Source organism: Paenibacillus peoriae KCTC 3763, assembly GCF_000236805.1.
Classification (GTDB): domain Bacteria; phylum Bacillota; class Bacilli; order Paenibacillales; family Paenibacillaceae; genus Paenibacillus; species Paenibacillus peoriae.
On record NZ_AGFX01000015.1, the window covers coordinates 1 to 21,325 of the forward strand.

A 21,325-nucleotide genomic window follows, 5' to 3' on the forward strand; every position below is an offset into this window, starting at 1 on the left:
CCGAACGGTAAAATCGACCGTAAAGCACTGCCTATGCCAGAATTGGCAAGTAGTTCAGATATTGTCTACGTTGCTCCAAGAAATGAAGTGGAACAACAATTGGCGAATCTCTGGCAAACGGTGCTTGGTAGAGAACAGGTAAGTATCGACGAGAACTTCTTTGAACTTGGAGGACATTCTTTAAAGGCGATTCAACTCGTCACCAAAGCACAGGAATCAGGTATTCCATTGGGCATACATCAAGTGTTGCAACACCAAACCATTCGAAGCTTGTCCGATCTGCTATCCCTTGATAAAGTTGCCACCAAGCAAGATACTTCATTGCTTACAGATTTAACGGAAGCTGAACAATGGATTAGCGAAACCTTTGGAGTACAGGCTATGCTTCAATTCGTAGCCAACGATGAGCACGACTATGTATTTTTGCAGGTATATCCGTACCGACCAGATCAGATGAGTGAAATGACCGTGGGAATTTCGTCTCATATTCATTCTGAACTGCACCCTCACTATATCGTTCCTATGGGTGAGGAAGACGCCGGCCAATGGGTCAGCACAGGGTATGCAGAGCTGGAGCAGACAGACGAGGAGCAGGCAAACAGCCGTCAGCGTCCGTTAGAGTCTGAGGAATGGATTATAAAAATCGCTAAAATGAATGCCCGCTGGAATAAGTACCTACTCAGATCAAAGGTTATCCATCGTTTCCCGCTGGCTCCTGCTCAGCATTATCATTTGATGCACCCGGCTCCCTCGGGTACCGTGATCCGGCTGGACCAATACGTGGATGTGGAGCGTCTGACTACAGCGGTTCGACAGTTGATTCAACGCCATGAATTACTGAGAAGTGTGCTTGTATGTTCGGATGGAATATGGGAATGGGAAGTACGGTCAACTCCAGAACATATTTCATTGCCCTGTGTAGATCTTTCAGTCTATCCTGTGAAGGAACAGCAACAGCTTCTTACATCCATCATGTCAAATCTCTATTTTGAACCTTATGAGCAGACCAAATCTTTGCAGTACCGGATTACGCTGGTTCGCTTGAATCTGCGGGAACACTTACTGCTGCTGCCATGTTCACATATTATTTTTGATGCTACGAGCAGTGTAGTTCTGCATAATCAGCTTCTTGAGGAATACGATCACACACAGCAGAGTCAGACAGTTAAAACATTCCATTATCACGATTATGTCGATCTTATCCGTCAAGGTCCTCAAGGAATCAGTGATCAGAACATTGTGGAGCAATTTAAGCTCCATGCGTTTGACAACAACAATAGCCGAATCCATACAAGGACCCGGGAATGTAACTATGCAGAATCCACCTCATTTACTTGGGAACTGAAGCTGCATGATATTCCAAAACAGGACGGGGCTGCAAACCTGTCGGATATTTCGTTGCAAATGGGATTTCAGTTCTTTAGCAGTTACTTTGAACAGTCCGAAGTTCCATTATGGTTGACGCAGTATGGACGACAATATGGGGATCGGAACTACTTTGGGTCACTGGGAGAATATATTGATCATATTCCTGTTTTGCTCCAGAAGGAAGAGGAGATATCCTATGAAAACGATATTCAGAAGCCCTTGGATGTTGCCGTAAATCACTATTTGAATTTCTTCAATTTGATCTTTAACGAAGAAATGAAATCAGCTTACCCGCAATCAAGCAGCATTCTAAAAAAGAATTTTGAACAATTACCTATTGTGTTCAACTACTTGGGTGAAATGCAGGAAGACTCGAAGTTGCTCGGTACTTTGAATAGGCCGAAAAAAGAGGCTAATGGAGGCAAAGCCATTTTCTTCGAGTCTGCTTATACAGCAAGTGTTCTGAAAATTTCTCTGTTCCTTCCGTATGAGGAAGACTACGAGGAAATTTATCGAATCTTCCAAGCTGTAAATGAAAAGGTCCTTTCGGGTCTGACCATACCGCAGTAAAGAACTGAAGATATACGTTTTAACTATAAAAAAATCTTATCAATCCCCCTCTCTCATGAAAGTAACCGATATAAGGGTGCTTTCGGGTCATGTCAACCGAGAGAGGGAATTTTTTATATACAAGCAAACTTTCACGAAAAGGGCATCCGCAGCTTCATGTGGGACGACTGTAACGCATTACAAATTGGTTTGTTAAGCACCAGATATAACACAAAATCCGTTTCTTACACATACTACACAGAAATTTTACAAAAATTCATTAAAATTTACAAACAATGCCTGATTTTTAGACAAAAGAGGGCATTGTTTGTGTGTATAATATATTTATACATTATAATGCCATACTTTAATTTACTTTTATGTTTATAATGAAACAAAAACATTTATATATCGCAATTTTTTCTTATTAAAGGAATTTAAAAAGATATTGACATTTTTCGAATCCATATTTATTATATAATTAAAATATTTCACATTTAATGTTTACATATGGAAAAAATCCTGTATGTCCTCAGTAATTTCTCATCACATTCATCTATGATGCTGAATTTTAGGTTCCAAGCCTGAAATTCCAGTATACTCCATGGTTTTTACACTTCCAAGTCTACTCACACGCCTGACTTTTGATCTCAACCACACCACGAATGGAAACTCCATAACCAATTCACTTTTACATGTCGATTACTGTTTTTCTGGTAATATTTTTTGTTGCTTTTTGCTGTATTTACCTCTACATCCGATGTCTTCATACATATGTACATTAACACCTGAATCGTAAAAACATTTTTGTTTTGCCACATCTTTGTGGGGAGGAAAGGGGTTTGGTATGAATTACATGGCTTTGGTTTTTCCGGGACAAGGGTCTCAGTATGTAGGAATGGGAGCGGCATGGCATAGCGGCTTTACAGAAGTGGATCGCTTGTTCGAAGAGGCTGCTGATATTTTGGGATATGATCTGAAAGCTTTATGCATGTCAGGTCCGCTTACCCAGCTATCCAGAACATTCTATACTCAGCCCGCACTTCTTACGATCAGCGTTATTGCATTCCGGCGTTATATGCACGAAATCGGGATTATCCCTGAATTTTCAGCAGGTCATAGCCTGGGTGAATATTCAGCTCTGGTAAGTAGCGGTGTTCTATCCTTCGGTGACGCTTTACGACTGGTCCAAGAGCGGGGACGCTTCATGGAAGAAGCCGCAGTGGCCGGACTGGGCAGCATGATAGCCGTTCGCGGAGCTGAGCCAGGCGCCGTGGAAGAATTCTGTCGTTTGCACTCCACAATCGATCAGCCTGCTGCCATTGCCTGTTACAATTCACCTAACCAGCATGTCATTTCAGGTCATCACACCTCCGTCGCTGTGGTAGCTGGCGAGTTAGAACAGCGGGGAGCCCAAATTACGCGCTTGCAGGTCAGCGGTCCTTTTCATTGTCCGCTCATGCAGCATGCTGCGGATAGACTGACCGCAGAGCTGCAAAAATACACTTTTAATGAGGCGAAGTGGCCCGTGATCTCCAATGTGACGGCTCAGCCATACTCCGATGTTGACAGCATCCGTCAAGGATTGATTTTGCAAATGACTCACCCGGTTCGGTGGATTCAAACCATGCAGTATATGGCGAATCATGGCGTGAAACAAGGCATCGAGTTAGGTCCACGAACGGTGCTGAAAAATTTGGCGAAGGAAATAAACACGACCATTGAATTGCTGTCCCTGGACAGAGACTTGGATCGCGTTGAACTGGAACGCCGTTTCTCAATCCGTGATTGGGTTGCTCGTTCCCTTTCACTGGCGGTGTCTACCCCCAATGCCAATTGGAATGAAGATGATTATCGAAAAGGTGTTATTTTACCTGTTCGGAGACTGGAAGAATTATTGCGAAACTCGCAATCAGGCAGCAGTCCACCTCCTGCTTCTGAGCAAAGACAGGAAATACTGGAGTGTATTCGCCTGGTGTTGCAAACCAAACAGGTCTCCGAAGGAGAGCAGAAAGTAATGTTAGAGCAATTGAGGAGGGATCAGGATGGAGCAGTTTCAAACTTTAGTTGAAATCATTCAAGACCGTGCAAGCCGGGATGAGAACGGAATCACCTTTATTTCCGGTGATAAACAAGAGGAATACGTTTCCTACAGTGAACTTCTGGAGCAAGCATCAAAGGTACTTTATGAATTACAGGAGAAAGGGATACAACCTGGCGATGAGCTGATCATGCAGATCGACGACAATCATACCTTTGTGAATGTATTTTGGGGTTGCCTACTCGGTGGAATCGTTCCTGTTCCTGTAAGTATAGGAAATAATGATGAGCATAAAATGAAATTGTTTAAAATCTGGAACACACTCTCCCGCCCTTATATGATTGCAGATGACAAGGTATTGGAGCAGTTGGAAAAATACGCGCACCAGCACGAACTGCTGGATTCCTTTGTGCCTGTTAAAAAAGCGACTTTTTCAAGCCATACATTCGATTATTCCAATCAGAGTAAAGGTGTAATCCATATATCCAAACCGGAGGATTTAGCTTTTATCCAATTTTCCTCAGGTTCTACAGGTGATCCCAAGGGAGTCATGCTGACGCATGAAAATTTGGTTTACAATATTCGGGATATCGCAAATCAAACGGGTATGAGCTCCAGGGATGCTTATTTGGGCTGGATGCCGCTTACGCATGACCTGGGATTGATCGCATTTCATTTAACCTGTGTGATCGCTAATGCCAAGCAGTTGATTATGCCGACGGCACTTTTTATAAGGCGCCCGTCTTTATGGCTAAAAAAAGTATCGGAGCATAAGGTGACTCAAATATGCTCTCCCAATTTCGGATATAAATTTTTTCTCGATCAGTATAAACCTGAAGCAGCAGCTAACTGGGACTTGTCAAGCGTTCGTATGATCTTAAATGGAGCTGAGCCCGTATCCGTGGAGCTTTGTCATATATTTATGGATGCAATGAGTGTTCATGGTTTGAATAAAAATGCGATGTTACCTGTCTACGGATTGGCAGAAGCGAGTGTGGGTGTATCCTCTCCACCTTTGGACAAAGGTACTTTTATCCCCATTCATTTGAATCGGCAGCAGTTGCACGTAGGTGAACCCATAGAAGAAGTGGACAAGTCCGACAAGCGGTGTCTTACTTTTGTAGATTTGGGGCATCCGTTGGCCAGTACCTCTGTCCGCATTTGCGATGAACAAAATCAGGTGCTCGAAGATGGGGTGATTGGACACACACAGATCCGCGGCAAGAATGTGACAGCTGGATACTATAACAATCCAGAGGCTACCGCGAAGGTCAAAACAGAGGATGGCTGGCTTATCACCGGAGATTTAGGTTTTATGCGGAACGGCCGCCTGACTATTACCGGCAGAGCCAAGGATATCATTTTCGTGAACGGACAGAATGTCTACCCGCATGACATCGAGAGGATTGCCGAGGAACTGGATGGCGTGGATCTCGGGAAAGTAGCTGTGTGCGGTGTACATGATGCGCAAACCAGGCAGGATCGTATTGTTGCCTTTGTGATGCACACGAAAAAGATAGAGCATTTTGTACCGCTTGTCCAAAAGCTGAAAAGCCATCTGAATTACCGGGGAGGTTGGCACATTCAGGATGTGGTTCCGATCCGGCGTATCCCTAAAACAACCAGTGGGAAAGTTCAGCGCTTCAAATTAGCCCAGAGTTATGAGCAGGGCGAATTTAATGAGATACTGACAACTCTGGCCGAGGCCACTCAAACCGTGCAAACAGCTGAGCGTACAGTCTTGCCTCAAGGAGAAATAGAACAGAAGCTGATTGGAATCTGCCAGGATATTTTAAATGTAAAGTCGATCGGGACGGACGATAGCTACTTTGATATCGGAGTGACTTCCTTGCAGCTCGTTCAAATTGTGGACCAGTTGGAGGATCAATTAAGGATTCATATTGAGGTGACGGACTTCTTTTCCTATCCGACCATCGCCAAGCTTGCTGCGTATATTTCCAGTCAGGGCATGAGCAGTGACGCGGCTGCAACAGCACAGCCCGAGGTCGAGGGGGAAGCAAATGTCCGGGATATCGCGATCATCGGCATGTCAGGCAAGTTTCCTCAAGCGGAAACACTGGAGCAGTTTTGGGCGAATGTGGCATCAGGCGCTGACAATATCGGCCCGTACAGCGACGAAAGAAGAAAAGATGCCGAAGCTTTCATTTCGCGTCTGAATACGGAAGGACGGAATATGCAAATTGCAGAAGGCGGCTATCTGGATGAAGTAGACAAGTTCGATTACTCCTTCTTTAAGCTGACTCCACGGGAAGCCTCACTTATGGACCCGAATCAACGGTTATTTCTACAAACGGCCTGGAGTACGATTGAGGATGCGGGGTATGGGGGGAAGCAACTGGCAGGCCAAAAGGTCGGCGTGTATGTCGGCTTCTCCAAAACCAGCTTCGAATACGAGCGTTTGTTGTCCGAGGTGGAACCGGGCGCGCTGCCGAACTTTGCTCTTGGTAATTTATCGTCCATTATTTCCAGCCGGATTGCATATTTGCTCGATCTAAAAGGCCCAGCGCTCACCGTTGATACAGCATGCTCTTCCTCACTCGTAGCAGTGCATCTGGCCTGCAAGTCCATCCTTAATGGAGACTGCGACATGGCCTTGGCAGGTGGAGTGAAGACGATTTTGCTGCCGCTGAAAGCGGGCATTGGCATGGAATCCTCCGATGATCGGGCACGCGCCTTCGACGACCAGTCGGACGGAACGGGCTGGGGTGAAGGCGTTGGAGCCGTTTTCCTGAAGCCGCTGCACAAAGCGGAACAAGACGGTGACAACATTTTAGCCGTGATCAAGGGAAGTGCCATCAATCAGGACGGCAGCACGATTGGTATTTCCGCGCCGAATGCGCTGGCTCAGGCAGAAGTGATTTCGCAGGCGTGGCACGATGCACGGATTGATCCTGAAACGATCAGCTATATCGAAGCGCATGGAACCGGAACCAAGCTGGGCGATCCGGTGGAGATTGACGGCATTACCAAGGCTTTCCGCAAGCATACACAGCGTAAGCAGTTTGTGGCGATCAGCACGGTCAAAACGAATATCGGTCATTTATACGAAGCCGCCGGGATTGCGGGTTTGATCAAATCCGTACTGTCCATGAAGCACCAACAGATTGCACCGCTCGTTCATTTCCGCACACCCAACCAGAAGATCCATTTTGAGGAATCTCCGGTATATGCCAATACGAAGCTGAGGGAATGGAAGACGAACGGATTCCCGAGAAGAAGCGGGCTGAGTTCCTTTGGATTCAGCGGGACAAACTGTCATGTGGTACTGGAGGAATATATAGCGAAGACGGAATCAGACCAAGCGTCAATGGACAGCAACAATAGATCATCACCGCTGCTGTTGACCCTGTCAGCACGGAGTGAATCCGCTTTGCGAGAGCTGGTTGGGCGGTACGCAGAACGGTTCGGACGCGCGGACAAACTCGTGATGCAGGATGTATGCTATACGGCTAATACAGGCAGAAGTCACCTGAACCACCGGATTGCTGTGACTGCCGCAGGAGCGGATGCGTTGAAAGAGAAGGTGCTTCAGTTGCACGAACAAGGCAGAGTCGTCGAAGGTGTATACACCGGGAAAGCGGATAGCACAGGTGGCGCAGAGATGGTCACGGGGAGCCTGGACACGTTGCAATCACTTGAGCAGCTAGCTGCCAGGTACGTGCAAGGAGCGCAAATCGATTGGAATACCCTCTATGCAGGTAAGCACTATAAAAAGGTTTCTCTGCCTACGTATCCATTCGAACGGAAAAGATGCTGGATTAACGTGCCCGAACAGGTCCGAACGGAACAGAAGGCACCAGTTCATGAAAACTCTATAGTAAAGGAGTCTGGAATGATGGGGAACGAGTATTCAGCGTCGGCATCTGCTACCGATCTGCACAAATTTTCTATTCTTCAAAAGTTAGCGAAAATGATCGGTAACGTATCTCAGCTCAGCCTGGAGGAACTGGAGCCACAAACACATTTTCTGGAGCTTGGGCTGGATTCCATTAATTTGTCCCAGGTTCGCCACAGTATCAAGGATACCTTCGGACTGGACGTTCCAATGAACGAATTTTTCGAATCGTTGACCACGCTGGAACTGTTGGCCAGCTACGTAGCCGAGCGGGTGAGCATGTCCACTTCTGCTGAAACCCTGGTTCAATCTGTGGAAAATCGTTCAGAAACAACGTTGAACCAGGTTGATCATACAGCTTTCCCGTTAACCCAACCGTCTCATGAATCCGCCGTTCCGGCTGCCGCATCCGTTTATGCCATAGATCCTGCTGGGCAAACAGGAGCTCAAAGCTTCCGAACTGCTTCAGCTCCTGCGGCTGTAGAGCGAATTTTGGAGCAACAGCTACATCTGATGTCACAGCAGCTCGATGTTCTCCGGCATCAGCCAGCTGCACCTGTAATAGCTTCCGAGCCATTTAGCTCGGAAACGGGCGTTTTGCCATCGGCAAGTCGTGAAAGCGCGCAGATCATCCATACTGAGTCCAAGCAGAAAGTCGCGGCTGCATTAGCACCGGCTTTATCCGTAAAGGCTGATTCCAAGCAGACAGGCAATGAAGCCAAGCCGTTTACGCCTTATAAAAAGATGGATGTTAAAGCACGTGAATTGCTTTCACTCCGTCAGGAACAACACCTGCAAGAACTGATTGAGCGCTACACGGCCCGTACGCATAGTACCAAACAGTACACCCAGCAGTATCGCTCCGTATACGCCAATAACCGTAATGTGGCTGGTTTCCGGCCTGTTTTGAAGGAAATGGTGTATCAAATTGTATCCCAGCGTGCAGAAGGTTCAAAAATTTGGGATCTGGACGGCAATGAATATGTCGACTTGACGATGGGCTTTGGTGTGAATCTGTTCGGACACAATCCAGCCTTTATTCGTGAAAAGATTGAGGAAGAGCTTAAAAACGGCATGTGTGTCGGCCCCATGTCCAACATGGCCGGACAGGTCGCCGAGCGAATATGCAAGATGACCGGCGTGGAACGGATTGCCCTGTACAATTCTGGCACCGAGGCCGTTATGGTCGCGCTCCGTTTGGCACGTGCTGCCACAGGACGAGCCAAAGTCGTCCTGTTTGCCGGTTCGTATCACGGTACATTCGACGGGGTGCTGGCACTGGGGAGCGCCGGTGATAACAAGGAGCATTCGACACCTCTAGCTCCAGGGATCTTGCAGCATATGGTGGATGATGTCATCGTGCTTCATTATGGGGCAGACGATTCCCTGGATTATATCCGCACCCATGCGCATGAACTGGCCGCGGTTATAGTGGAGCCAGTGCAAAGCCGCCGGCCAGATTTCCAGCCTAAAGCCTTTTTGCAGGAAATTCGCCAGATTACGGAGCAGTCGGGTACTGCCTTCATATTCGATGAAGTCATCACAGGCTTCCGGATTCAGCCCGGGGGAGCCCAAGCGTGGTTTGGGGTGCAAGCCGACCTCGTGACCTACGGTAAAATCATTGGCGGCGGGCTGCCCATCGGCATCGTCGCTGGAAAAGCCGCCTTTATGAACGGGATCGACGGAGGCGCATGGAGCTTCGGTGACGATTCCTATCCGCAGCATGAGCAGCAGCGAACCTTTGTCGCAGGAACCTTCTGCCATCATCCGCTGGCCATGGCTGCATCATTAGCGGTGCTGGACCATTTGGAGAAAAATGGCGAGCGACTGCAAAATCGCTTGAACAGCCGCACCTCGGCGTTAGCAGCGGAGCTGAACAGCTATTTTACTGACGAGAACGTACCTATGAAGGTTGTTCACTATGGCTCCCTATTCCGCTTCGTGCTCAAAGGCGATCTGGAATTGTTCTTTTATCACATGCTGGACAAAGGCATCTATATCTGGGAGGGACGAAATTGCTTCTTGTCCACGGCCCATACCGAGGAAGATATTGCACGAATCGTACAAGCGGTCAAGGATAGCGTGAACGAGCTGCGTAAAGGGGGATTTTTACCGGACCCGCCCCCGAATGGAAACGGCCCGGGGCCGGGCAAGCAACCTGTAACTGTACCTCCAGAGGCTGAAGCAGCAGAAACGGTGATTGCGTTAACTCCAGACCAAAAGCAGCTTTGGTTCGCCTCTGTTTCAGATCGAAGTGACTCTCAGTCTTTACACGAAACCGCCTTGTTGCGGTTTCGTGGTCCACTTCAGCAGGAGGCGTTCAAGCAGGCTGTCCAGACCATCGTAAACCGTCATGAAGCCTTACATATCTTTATGAGCGGCGATGGGGAAACTCAGGTGATCGCTCCTGTGATGAAAGTGGAAGTCCCGATTCATGATTTTACCAGTCACCCTCCCAATGAACAGGAGCAGCATATCCGGGCATGGATGATCAAGGACAGCGAAACCCCGTTTGCCATGACGCCAGGCGAGCCGTTATTCCGGATTCATCTGCTGAAAATATCGGATGAAGAGCATTTAAGTGTCTTTACGTTTCATCATTTTATCGCGGATGGCTGGTCGATTGGTGTATTCATTCAGGAACTGGAGCAGATCTATTCTACGCTTGTCCGACATGCTGACTACAGCCTTCCCGATCCAGTACCTTTTCGGAATTACGTTGTTTGGCAGCAGGATCAATTGAAAGCCGGGAAAGAAGAGGCCCTAGCTTTTTGGTCGGCAGTGCTGGAAAAGCAGCAGCCGGTCCTCCATTTGCCATCTCCGGTGAGGGGAATACAGATTCCGTCTTCCAGAGGAAGCAGACATACTGTAATGCTCGAAGCGACGCTCGTTAAACAATTGAGATCCGCCAGCATAAAGCTTGGCAGCAGTCTTTTTATAACGCTGTTATCCGCCTTTCAGGTTTTTCTGCATCGCCTGACAGGGCAGCAGGAAGTAACGGTGGGGGTTCCCACCGCAGGACAATCCCATATGGACGCCTTCTCTCTGATCGGCAACTGTGTCAACTTGCTTCCGATGATCAGTGAAGTGCGTCCTGATGCTACTTTTACGGAGCATGCCCAAGCGGTCAAAAAGCGCATGAATGAACTGGAAAGCTTGCAAAAGTACAGCTTTGCCGGACTCGCTCAGCTGGGGCTGAGGCATTTGCCTGTCATTAACGCTGTATTTAATATGGATCGACCGATTCCGCGTTTTCAATTCTATGGACTGGAAGCAGAACTCGTTGAGAATGAGGTATCATTCAGCAAATACGAGTTGTTTTTGAACGTGACAGAGGCGCAGAAGCAATTGCGTCTTGATTTCGACTACAATTCGGATCTTTTTCAGCCAAACATAATCGAAGCCTGGTCAGGATATTTCCTGAATCTGCTGCATTCCATTGTAGAGGAAGAAGGGGCTCGTGTTTCCGCGTTGTCTTTACTCCGTGAGCCGGAGAACGAACAACTTCGAGCTGCATGGGCAGCAAATACCGATGCCAACGGAAACTATCTTTGTGTCCTCGATGCCTACAAGCATTTGGCACCTGTTGGGACAGCAGGGGAGGTGTATCAAGCCTCAGTAGCAGGCCTGTTGGGAACAACCCGGGAATGGGCTTACGTGGAGCACGATGGCAAGCTGCGGCATATTGGAAATTTGAATCGGACCATCCACATTCGCGGACATCAGGTTAATCTGGAGCAGTTGGAGAAACACCTGCTGCAAATTTTCCAATTGGAGTCCTGCGTCATTACACCGCAAACGGGCGAAGCTGGAAAAGTCTCATATATAACCGCCTATGTGGTTGCAAACGCATCGAAGCCTTGGGACGAAGCCGCGCTAAAAAAGGCTGCAATTGAAATTCTTCCAGATTATACGCAGTCCCGTTTTTGGATTTCTATGGATCATATCCCGCTTCTGCCGGATGGTCAGCCTGATCTACAGGCTTTGCCAGAACCGGGGAAAGTAAGCGTATTCACTAAAACAGACGCCGCTTCTGAGAACCACGACATAGAAGATCAGCTCGTGGACATTTGGAAGGATGTTCTGAATGTAACGAATATCAGCTATGACGATAACTTTTTTCAACTGGGCGGTGATTCACTAAAAGCGACGGTCATCCTGTCGAGAGTCAACAAGGAATTGGGTGTACATATTCCACTTAGCCACATTTTTGAACTGCAAACGATTGCTGAGCTGGCTACATATATTGCGGGTGGAACAAAGAAGACCTATGAACCGATTGTATCTGTGAAATCACAAGCCTTCTATCCGTTATCTTCTTCCCAAAAGAGAATGTACGTGCTGGATCAGCTGGGAGGCGGAACGGCCTATCATGTACCCGGTCAGCTTTTCATAGAGGGAGATCTGGAGGTTCCCCGCTTCATTGAAGCCGTTAGGGAAGTTATTTTGCGTCATGAATCCTTTCGGACGTATTTCGATCTGGAAGACGGGGAAGTGGTACAAAAAGTTCGGGACACGATTCCATTCGACATCCCGTATACCCGTATTTCCAAGGAAGAAGGAAAACAGGCTCGGACCTTGTTTGTTCAGCCATTTCATCTGGGAACAGCTCCTTTATTCCGCGCTGAACTGTACGAATTTATCGAGGGTGGCTTCAATCTGCTAGTGGATATGCATCACATCGTGTCCGATGGTTTCTCCATGGCCGTGCTGCTGGATGAAATCATTCAACGGTATCAGGGTAGACAGCTTGCGAACATCCAGCTTCACTACAAAGACTTTGTTGCTTGGCAGAAGCAGCAGATCACTGACGACGCATGGCAAGCGCATGAATCATATTGGCTCCAGACCTTGAATGGCGAGCTTCCTGTACTAAATATGCCTACAGACTTTTCACGTCCGCAAGCACAAAGCTTTGAAGGTGACAGCTTGACCGTCACCTTGGAATCCAAACTTGCCAGTAGACTCTACAAATTGGCCCAAGATACCGAATCTACGATTTTTATGGTACTTTTGGCGGCTTATAATGTTCTGCTGGGCAAATATTCTGGCCAAGAGGACATTATCGTGGGTACACCTGTTGTCGGAAGACGGCATGTGGATACGCAAGCGATGATTGGCATGTTCGTCAATACGCTGGTTCTTCGCAATCAGCCGCAAGCTTCTTTAACGTTCCAATCCTTTTTGCAGGAGGTAAAGCAAAACTCGCTGCTGGCACTGGAGCATCAGGAATACCCGTTTGATGAGCTTGTAGACAAGCTGAAGCTGGTACGCGACGTAAGTCGAAACCCGGTGTTCGATACAATGTTCAGTTTACAAAATGTCGGCACCGATGTTTTGGAAACAGGCGGCATTCGTTTTAAACCGGAAGAATTCAACGCGGGCATATCCAAGGTAGATTTTTCATTGCATGTGACCGAGGAAAAAGAACGTTTGTCCTTCACTTTGGAGTATGGCACAAAGCTGTTTAAACCGGAGACCATCCGGCGGCTGGCAGAGCATTATGTGCGAATTTTGGAAACAGTGACGCAGGATGTCGGGGTGCGGTTGGCCGATATTACGATCGTATCTGATGCAGAGAAGCAATTGCTGCTAACGGGATTTAATGATACAGTCGTACCTTTTCCGTACCATGAGACAGTCCACGGGCAGTTTGAAAAGCAAGTCGTACAGACGCCAGATCATATAGCATTGGTGTTCGGAAATCAGCGTCTGACCTACCGGGAGTTGAACGAACGCGCAAACTCACTGGCACGGGTACTTCAAGCCCATGGTGTAGGACCTGATAAGCTGGTCGGCCTGATGGTACAGCGTTCGGCAGAAATGATTATCGGTCTGCTCGCCGTGCTAAAAGCGGGTGGCGCTTATGTGCCTATCGACCCTGAATATCCGTCAGCCCGTATTGAATATATGCTGAGTGACAGTGAGGCTGCCGTACTCCTGACCAGTCGCGAACTGGTAGGAGAACACCATTACAGTGACAACACGCTGTTTGTCGAAGATGAGGAAGTATATCAAGGGGAAAGGACGAATCTGAAAGCCACTGCTCAGCCGGAGCATCTGACTTACGTCATCTATACTTCTGGCTCAACCGGAAATCCGAAAGGAGTTATGCTCCAGCATCGCTCGGTGCTGAATTTTATTACAGGAATGCGTGAAGTGATCGGCTTTGCAGCGAATAAAACGATTTTATCGCTAACCACCATTTCGTTTGATATTTTCGTTTTGGAAACGATTCTGCCGCTGTTGGGCGGAATGACCGTCGTGCTAGGCGACCGCCATCATCAGGTCGATCCTGAGGCACTTGGCGAGCTGATTACTGTACATCATATTGACATGCTGCAAATGACGCCATCCCGGCTGCACATGCTGCTGAGTCATGAGGAAGGCTCTCGTGCGCTGCAAGGTGTACAGGAAATTATGGTTGGGGGAGAAGCGCTTCCGCTCAGGCTGCTGGAGGCATTGCAGAAATTGAATGGTCCCCGCATTTATAACATGTACGGACCTACGGAAACGACGGTTTGGTCGGCAGTGCAGGAACTTACCCATGCTAATCAGATTGACATCGGACGCCCCATTGCGAATACGCACATTTATGTCCTGGATGCGCAGGACAGATTACAGCCCATCGGTATACCGGGCGAGCTATGCATTGCAGGGGAAGGGCTGGCCCGTGGCTATTGGAAGCGCGAGGAGTTGACGGCGGAAAAATTTGTGGATAATCCATTTTCAACAGGGACCCGAATGTACAGAACGGGTGACCTCGCTCGCTGGAAAGCAGATGGAAGTCTGGAGTTTATCGGCCGAATCGACCATCAGGTGAAAGTACGTGGATTCCGGATCGAGCTGGGGGAGGTTGAAAATGCTTTGATGAGCCATCCTGCAATTCAAGAGGCAGTTGTCACTGTAAATCAAAACAAAGAGCAAGAATCCGTCTTGTGTGCCTACATTGTATTGCATTCAGAAGAAACACCAAGCATAACGGTCATTCATGAACATGCCGCCAAGTTGCTTCCGTATTACTCGGTTCCGTCTTACTTCATGTTTCTGGATCGGATACCGTTGACACCGAACGGAAAAACCGACCGAAGAGCATTGCCGGAGCCTGAAAAGCTATTCCGACCGGATATGGTCTATGTAGCGCCACGAAATGATGTGGAAGAAGCTTTGGCTGCTGTGTGGCAAGATGTTTTGGGACGTGATCAGGTGGGCATTCAGGATAACTTCTTCCTGCTCGGAGGCGATTCCATCAAAGCAGTTCAGGTCATTGCACGCATGCGTCTTCACGGATATTCACTGGATATCCGCCACGTATTGGAGCATCCGTCCATTGAAAGCCTGAGCGACTATGCGGAAGCACTTGCCCGGCCAATTGACCAAGGCCTGGTAGATGGAGAGGCACCACTGACACCGATACAACGACATCTCATCGATGTGTTCGAACGGCATCCAGCATCCGAGGCACTTCCTGCCGCAATGTCGGTACTGCTGTTGGCAAAGTCGGGCTTTGACGAGCAGCCATTGCGAGTAGCATTGAAGAAAATCGTAGAGCACCACGATGCTCTGCGCCTTGGCTTGTTACAACAGGCTGACGGTTCGATTACACAAGTACACAAAGAACTGCATGAGGAGCTTATCACACTGGAGGTGCTGACGCTTACGGGAACGGAAAGTGAGGCCCGCAGCCAATTGAAAGCTGAATGCCAACGGATGCAAAGCAGCCTGCGGCTGTTTGAAGGACCACGAGTTCGGGCAGGGCTTTTCCGTCTTGATAGCGGAGATCATCTTTTCCTGACTGTAGACCCGCTAGTGGCTGACGCCATTTCATGGAATATTATGCTCGAAGATCTGGCAACAGGCTACGGACAAGCTCTGGATGGGGAAATGATTGTCTTACCGGACAAAACGAATGCTTACCAAGCGTGGGCCCAGCACCTTGAGCATGATGCGAATAGCAAAGAGCTGCTCAAGGAGCAGGATTATTGGAACAAGATAGAATTGTCCGAGTGGGGAACGCTTCCCAAAGACCATGAAGTCATTGTGGATTCTGGAGCGGAGAGACAAATACATCGGCTCCACCTGCAATTATCAACAGACGAAACCCGACAGCTGATGACACAGGTCAACCATGCCTACAATACCGTGCCAGATGAAGTGCTGCTGTCTGTACTGGGTCAGACAGTGTCCGAATGGTCAGGACAAGAACGGATTGCACTCTACGTGGAGAATCCTGGCCGAGAGCCGGATGAAACAAATTCGCTGGATATCTCCAGAACGGTAGGTCAGTTTACGTCTGTGTATCCGGTTGTGCTGGACATCAAATCTGCGGATGAACTATCGCTGTTGCTCAAGCGTGTGAAGGAAACGGTTCGGCAGGTTCCAAATCACGGATTGGGCTACGGTGTATTGAGATATCTGACCGAAGCCAGCAATCCAACGGATTCCAAACGTTCTCGTCATCCGGAAATCGGTTTTCGTTATATAGACGCCCTACACCCGGAGTCGGTTTATTTTTCAACATCGCCGCTGCAAGCTGAACTGGGAGCAGGTAGCAAGGATGCAGTTAATAGTTCATCTTATGCGCTTTATATGGATAGCCGCTTGGAAGACGGAAAATTAAGTATCCGTATATCCTATGACCGGAATGTATATGAAGAGCGCACGGTCAAACAACTTTTCTCTCGCTTCGAAACTCACCTGTTGAATGCCATCCGTCATTGCCTGGAACAGTCCGGTCAGGAACTGACACCAACAGACGTAGGGGCAGATGATCTGGATCTGGACGAGTTCGAAGAGATGAAGCATTTTTATGAAAGCCTATAATTATTCGCCCGAGGGGGAAATCCGATGAGTAAAAGGCTTGAAATCGAAAAAGTGGCCAATTTAACGCCTTTGCAGGAGGGGATGCTCTTTCATACAGTGATGGAGCCGGAATCACAGGCGTACTATGAGCAAGTACGAATGACCATACGGGGTGAACTGAACCTGGAAGCTCTGCAAAAGAGCTTCGAGACCCTGGTGCAGCGTCATGAAACGCTTCGTTCTAATATTTATCATAAAAGTGCCTCCCGCTCGCGGCTTATCGTGTTTAAGGAGCGAAATCCAACACTTCGTTACGTAAATTTGATGAATATTCCCGAGGCAGAGCAAGCTGAAGCCATTCGCAGCTACGCAGACGCAGACCGGAATGATCGTTACGATCTGAGCAAGGATTTGCTCATTCGTCTGGCTGTGCTTCAAAACCAAACGAACGCATATACGCTGTTTTTAAGCTTTCATCATATTATTATGGACGGCTGGTGCCTCGGCATCGTTATGGACGAGCTGTTCGCGGCTTATGAAGCACTGAAAGCGGGGAAGACCGTACAACTGCCAACACCGCAGCCCTATACTGGCTATGCCCGCTGGCTGGATAAGCAGGATAAGGAGGCGGCGAAGGAATACTGGCGGTCTATCCTGAACGGCTATGATCAGCCCGCCGTGCTGCCCACCCTGCCTGTAGCCCATCCGCTCCAGGCAGATACCGGGTACTTGCTGCATGAACATAAAATAACACTCACGGATGAAACAACCCGTCAATTGCGGACAGTGGCTGAACGCAACGGAACAACCCTTAGTAGTCTGTTTCTGGCTGCATGGGGAGTAGTGCTCGGGGGATACAACCAAAGTGAGGACGTCGTCTTCGGCACCGTTGTTTCCGGTCGACCGCCGGAACTTGAAGGTGTTGAACAGATGTTGGGACTTTTCATTAACACCATACCGGTACGAATCAAATTGGATGCAGATCAGCCATTCTCAGGTCTGCTTCGTGAAGTGCAGCGCAGCACGATTCAATCACGGGCATATGACTATTTTTCACTCGCTGAAATACAGTCCCAGTCAGCGCTCAAGCAGCAACTCATGGACCATTTTGTTGTATTTGAAAACTACCCGCTGGAGGATATGGTTGGCCGGCCTGATCTGAAGGAACGGCTTGGATTCGTCGTGGAGGACGCCCAGCTGTCCGAAGAAACACCTTACCACTTCAACATCGAAGTGGAGGACGGAAATACGCTGAGCTTTATGCTGTCCTACAACAACTATGTCTACAGCGATGAAGCGATGACACGGTTAGCCGGACATTTGGAGCATACACTCGTTCAGATTGCACGTATACCAGAACTTCTGCTGCGGGACATTCGTTTGCTGACCGCTACAGAAGAGGCGGAGCTAGCCAATATATGGAGCGGACCGGTTGCCGACTATCCTGCCGGAACGTTTCATGGGATATTCGAGGCGGAGGCAGAGCGTATCCCGGAACAGACCGCTGTCATCTACGAAGATACTACACTGACCTATCATGAGTTGAATGAGCAGGCCAATCTGCTTGCTCAAGCATTACAAAGCCGTGGGAGCAAGCGCGAACATCTCGTCGCCGTGATGCTTGAGCGTTCAGCAGACATGATTATCGCTGTGTTAGGGATTATGAAGGCAGGAACTGCCTACGTACCTGTCGATCCGACCTACCCGAAAGAGAGAATTGCTTACATGCTTCAGGACAGCGGGGCTACGATTATGCTCACACAGTCTTCCTTGACTGAACTATTGGCCGATGTGGATTTTGCGGGTGAAGTGCTGGACTTGCCAGCGTTACTTCAACAAGCTTCACAAGCGGAGCATTCTCACCAACAAGCGCCTATCTACACGCCTATTCATGATCCTGAGGCTTTGGCCTACGTCATTTACACATCGGGAACGACGGGCAACGCCAAAGGTGTGATGATTGAGCATCGCCATTACGTAAATACGGCGTGGGGCTATAGAGAAGCTCACCAGTTAAAAGAGTTTCCAGTCAAGCTCCTTCAGATTGCCAGTATGTCGTTCGATGTCTTTGCCGGTGATCTGGCCAAGACATTCGTGAACGGAGGCACCATGGTCATTTGCCCGCAGGATGTGCGCAGCGATCCTCCAGCTTTGGCCCAGGTTCTCGAACAGCAGAAAATTACGACGTTTGAAGTTCCGCCAGCCTTGTTGACGCTGCTTATGGACTACGTATATGAACACGGTATAAATGTCAGTGCCATGAAACTGCTTACTACAGGCGCGGACAGCTTTGGCGTTGAAAACTATCGGACGCTTTTGAATCGCTTCGGCGATACGATGCGCATCATGAATACCTACGGTGTAACCGAAGCGGCTATTGATTCCAGCTTTTATGAACAAACAGCTGAACGTCTGCCTCCATCAGGTATCGTCCCGATTGGAAAGGCACTGCCGAATCATAAAGTATATATCGTGGATGAGGCTTTGCGTCCGCTCCCTGTCGGCGTAGCCGGGGAGTTGTGCTTGGGCGGCGCTTCTGTGGCCCGCGGTTATTTGAACCGTCCTGACCTGACGGCGGAGAAATTTGTACCGAATCCTTTTAATAATGGAGAGCGTCTGTACCGCACCGGAGATCTGGCCCGTTGGTTGCCGGATGGCAACATTGATTTCATCGGTCGGATTGACTTTCAGGTGAAAATTCGTGGCTACCGGATCGAACCTGGAGAAATTGAGTCGGCCCTACTCCAATTGGATGAGGTACGCCAAGCGGTGGTCACGGATAGAACGGATAAGACCGGACAAAAGTATTTGTGCGCCTACGTAGCAGGTACAACCGACAAATCCTTCCTGCGGACAGAGCTTGCCAAGCAGTTGCCAAGCTATATGGTGCCCGCACATATTATCGTGCTGGATCAATTGCCTTTGACCCATAACGGTAAAATTGATCGACGTGCGCTTCCAGAACCCGAAGATTTTGTGTTGACCGACGTCGAGTATGAAGCGCCGCAGAGCGAACTGGAGCAAACACTCGCTTCCATCTGGGAGGAAGTCATTGGCGTTAAGCCGATTGGCCTGCGCAACAACTTTTTCGAGCTTGGTGGCGATTCGATCAAAGCGTTACAAATCGCAGCCCGATTGAATGCAAAGGGTCTCAAAATGGACATGAAGGATTTGTTCCGTCATCCACAAATTGATTTGATTGCTCCTTATATTAAAAAAGTAACCCGGACCATCCCGCAGGGGGAAGTACAAGGTGTAGTGGAGCTGACACCGATCCAATGGGAATTTTTTGAGCATCATCGAACAGAACGTCATCATTACAATCAGGCTGTCATGCTCCAGAACGCCGAAAGATGGAACGAAACCTGGCTGAGAATTGCCATGGATAAGCTGACCACGCACCATGATGGCTTGCGCATGACCTTTGATGAGCGTGAAAAAGAACCTGTCGCCTATAACAGAGCCATAGCCGAAGGTGAACACTTTACATTGGAAAGCTACGATTTATTACATGCTGACCAGCCTGAGGAAGAAATCGCGCAGCTGGCTGATGCGTTACAAAGCCGCTTTGATTTGCGCAGCGGCCCGCTTGTGCGTTTGGTTTTATTCCGGCTACAGGAAGCCGATCATTTATTAATCGTCATTCATCATCTTGTCGTAGACGGTGTGTCGTGGAGAATCCTGCTGGAAGACCTGGAAACAACCTACCAACAGTTAGCTAACGGTGAAAAGCTACAGCTGCCCGCCAAGACCGATTCCTACAAAGAATGGGCAGCACGTCTGTCCAAGTATGCACAAAGCGCACTGGCGCGACAGGAAATCAGCTATTGGAATGCAGTAGAAGCTCATGAAATACTTTCACTGCCAAAAGATCATGAGGTTCCAGATAGCCTGATCCGTGACGGTCGCCAATCCGAAGTGACACTCAGCCGGGAAGAAACCGAAAATCTGCTGAAGCACGCGCACGATGCTTACAATACAGAAACAAATGATATTTTACTAACGGCACTAGGACTGGCTTACCGGGAATGGAGCGGACATGCTGAAATTGCAGTCCAGGTGGAAAGTCATAGCAGGACGGAATGGATTAAAGACATTGACGTATCCCGTACAGTCGGCAGGTTTACGTCCGTGTATCCGTTCGTGCTAAATGTGAGCAAGCCCGAAGATTTGGCCCATCAAATCAAGCTGGTTAAGGACAATTTGCGACGTGTACCCAACAAGGGCGTCGGCTATGGCATTTTACGCTACTTGACCGACAGGGAGCAGCAGGATAGGGCAACTCTTTTTTCTGCCAAGCCACCTGAAATCAGCTTTTGCTTTGACGGAGAAGCCAGAGAAGGTACGACATGGCGTACCTCAACACTATCCACGTTTGCTGGTACTGAAATCAGCCCTCTGACTGAAAAAGCGTCCAGCTTTGATATTCATGGTGCGGTGGCTGACGAAAGACTCCGCATTCTATTCGAATACAACGCACGTGAATATGAAGCATCGACGGTGGAGCGGCTTACAGCCAGCTTTAAGAATCATCTGATCGAACTTATTCGCCATTGCTGTGCCAAGGATACAGCAGAACAAAGCCCGACGGATTTTACATATGGGCAATTGTCTCTGGACCAGTTTGAAAATATTGCAAATCGCTTGACAAATAAGCTGTTAAACCAACTGAAATAGGAATTTGAAAATTCTGAACCTGATGAGGAGAG

The 21,325-nt window shown here is 48.5% G+C and carries 4 protein-coding genes; all 4 read left to right on the plus strand.

What is annotated here, in order from left to right; genetic code table 11:
- Window positions 1-1,938: condensation domain-containing protein (locus KQI_RS0109825; protein ID WP_010346595.1), on the plus strand; the 1,938-nt coding region annotated here is incomplete at its 5' end.
- 826 nt (window positions 1,939-2,764) lie between these two features.
- Window positions 2,765-3,988 carry an ACP S-malonyltransferase gene (gene fabD / locus KQI_RS0109830; RefSeq protein WP_010346597.1) on the plus strand — a complete coding sequence of 408 codons (1,224 nt, stop codon included), beginning with the start codon at window positions 2,765-2,767 and terminating at the stop codon, window positions 3,986-3,988.
- Window positions 3,963-16,637 carry a non-ribosomal peptide synthetase gene (locus KQI_RS0109835; protein ID WP_029390094.1) on the plus strand — a complete coding sequence of 4,225 codons (12,675 nt, stop codon included), beginning with the start codon at window positions 3,963-3,965 and terminating at the stop codon, window positions 16,635-16,637. The genes fabD and KQI_RS0109835 overlap by 26 nt, the downstream gene beginning before the upstream one ends.
- Before the next feature lie 24 nt (window positions 16,638-16,661).
- Window positions 16,662-21,293, plus strand: a complete 4,632-nt coding sequence (locus KQI_RS0109840; RefSeq protein WP_010346600.1) for a non-ribosomal peptide synthetase — start codon at window positions 16,662-16,664, stop codon at window positions 21,291-21,293.
- Window positions 21,294-21,325: the final 32 nt, after the last annotated feature.

What these genes read in the sequence shown, in the direction of transcription:
- fabD (WP_010346597.1), top strand. Translation starts at nt 2,765, where the DNA reads ATGAATTACATGGCTTTGGTTTTTCCGGGACAAGGGTCTCAGTATGTA.
- KQI_RS0109835 (WP_029390094.1), top strand. Translation starts at nt 3,963, where the DNA reads ATGGAGCAGTTTCAAACTTTAGTTGAAATCATTCAAGACCGTGCAAGC.
- KQI_RS0109840 (WP_010346600.1), top strand. Translation starts at nt 16,662, where the DNA reads ATGAGTAAAAGGCTTGAAATCGAAAAAGTGGCCAATTTAACGCCTTTG.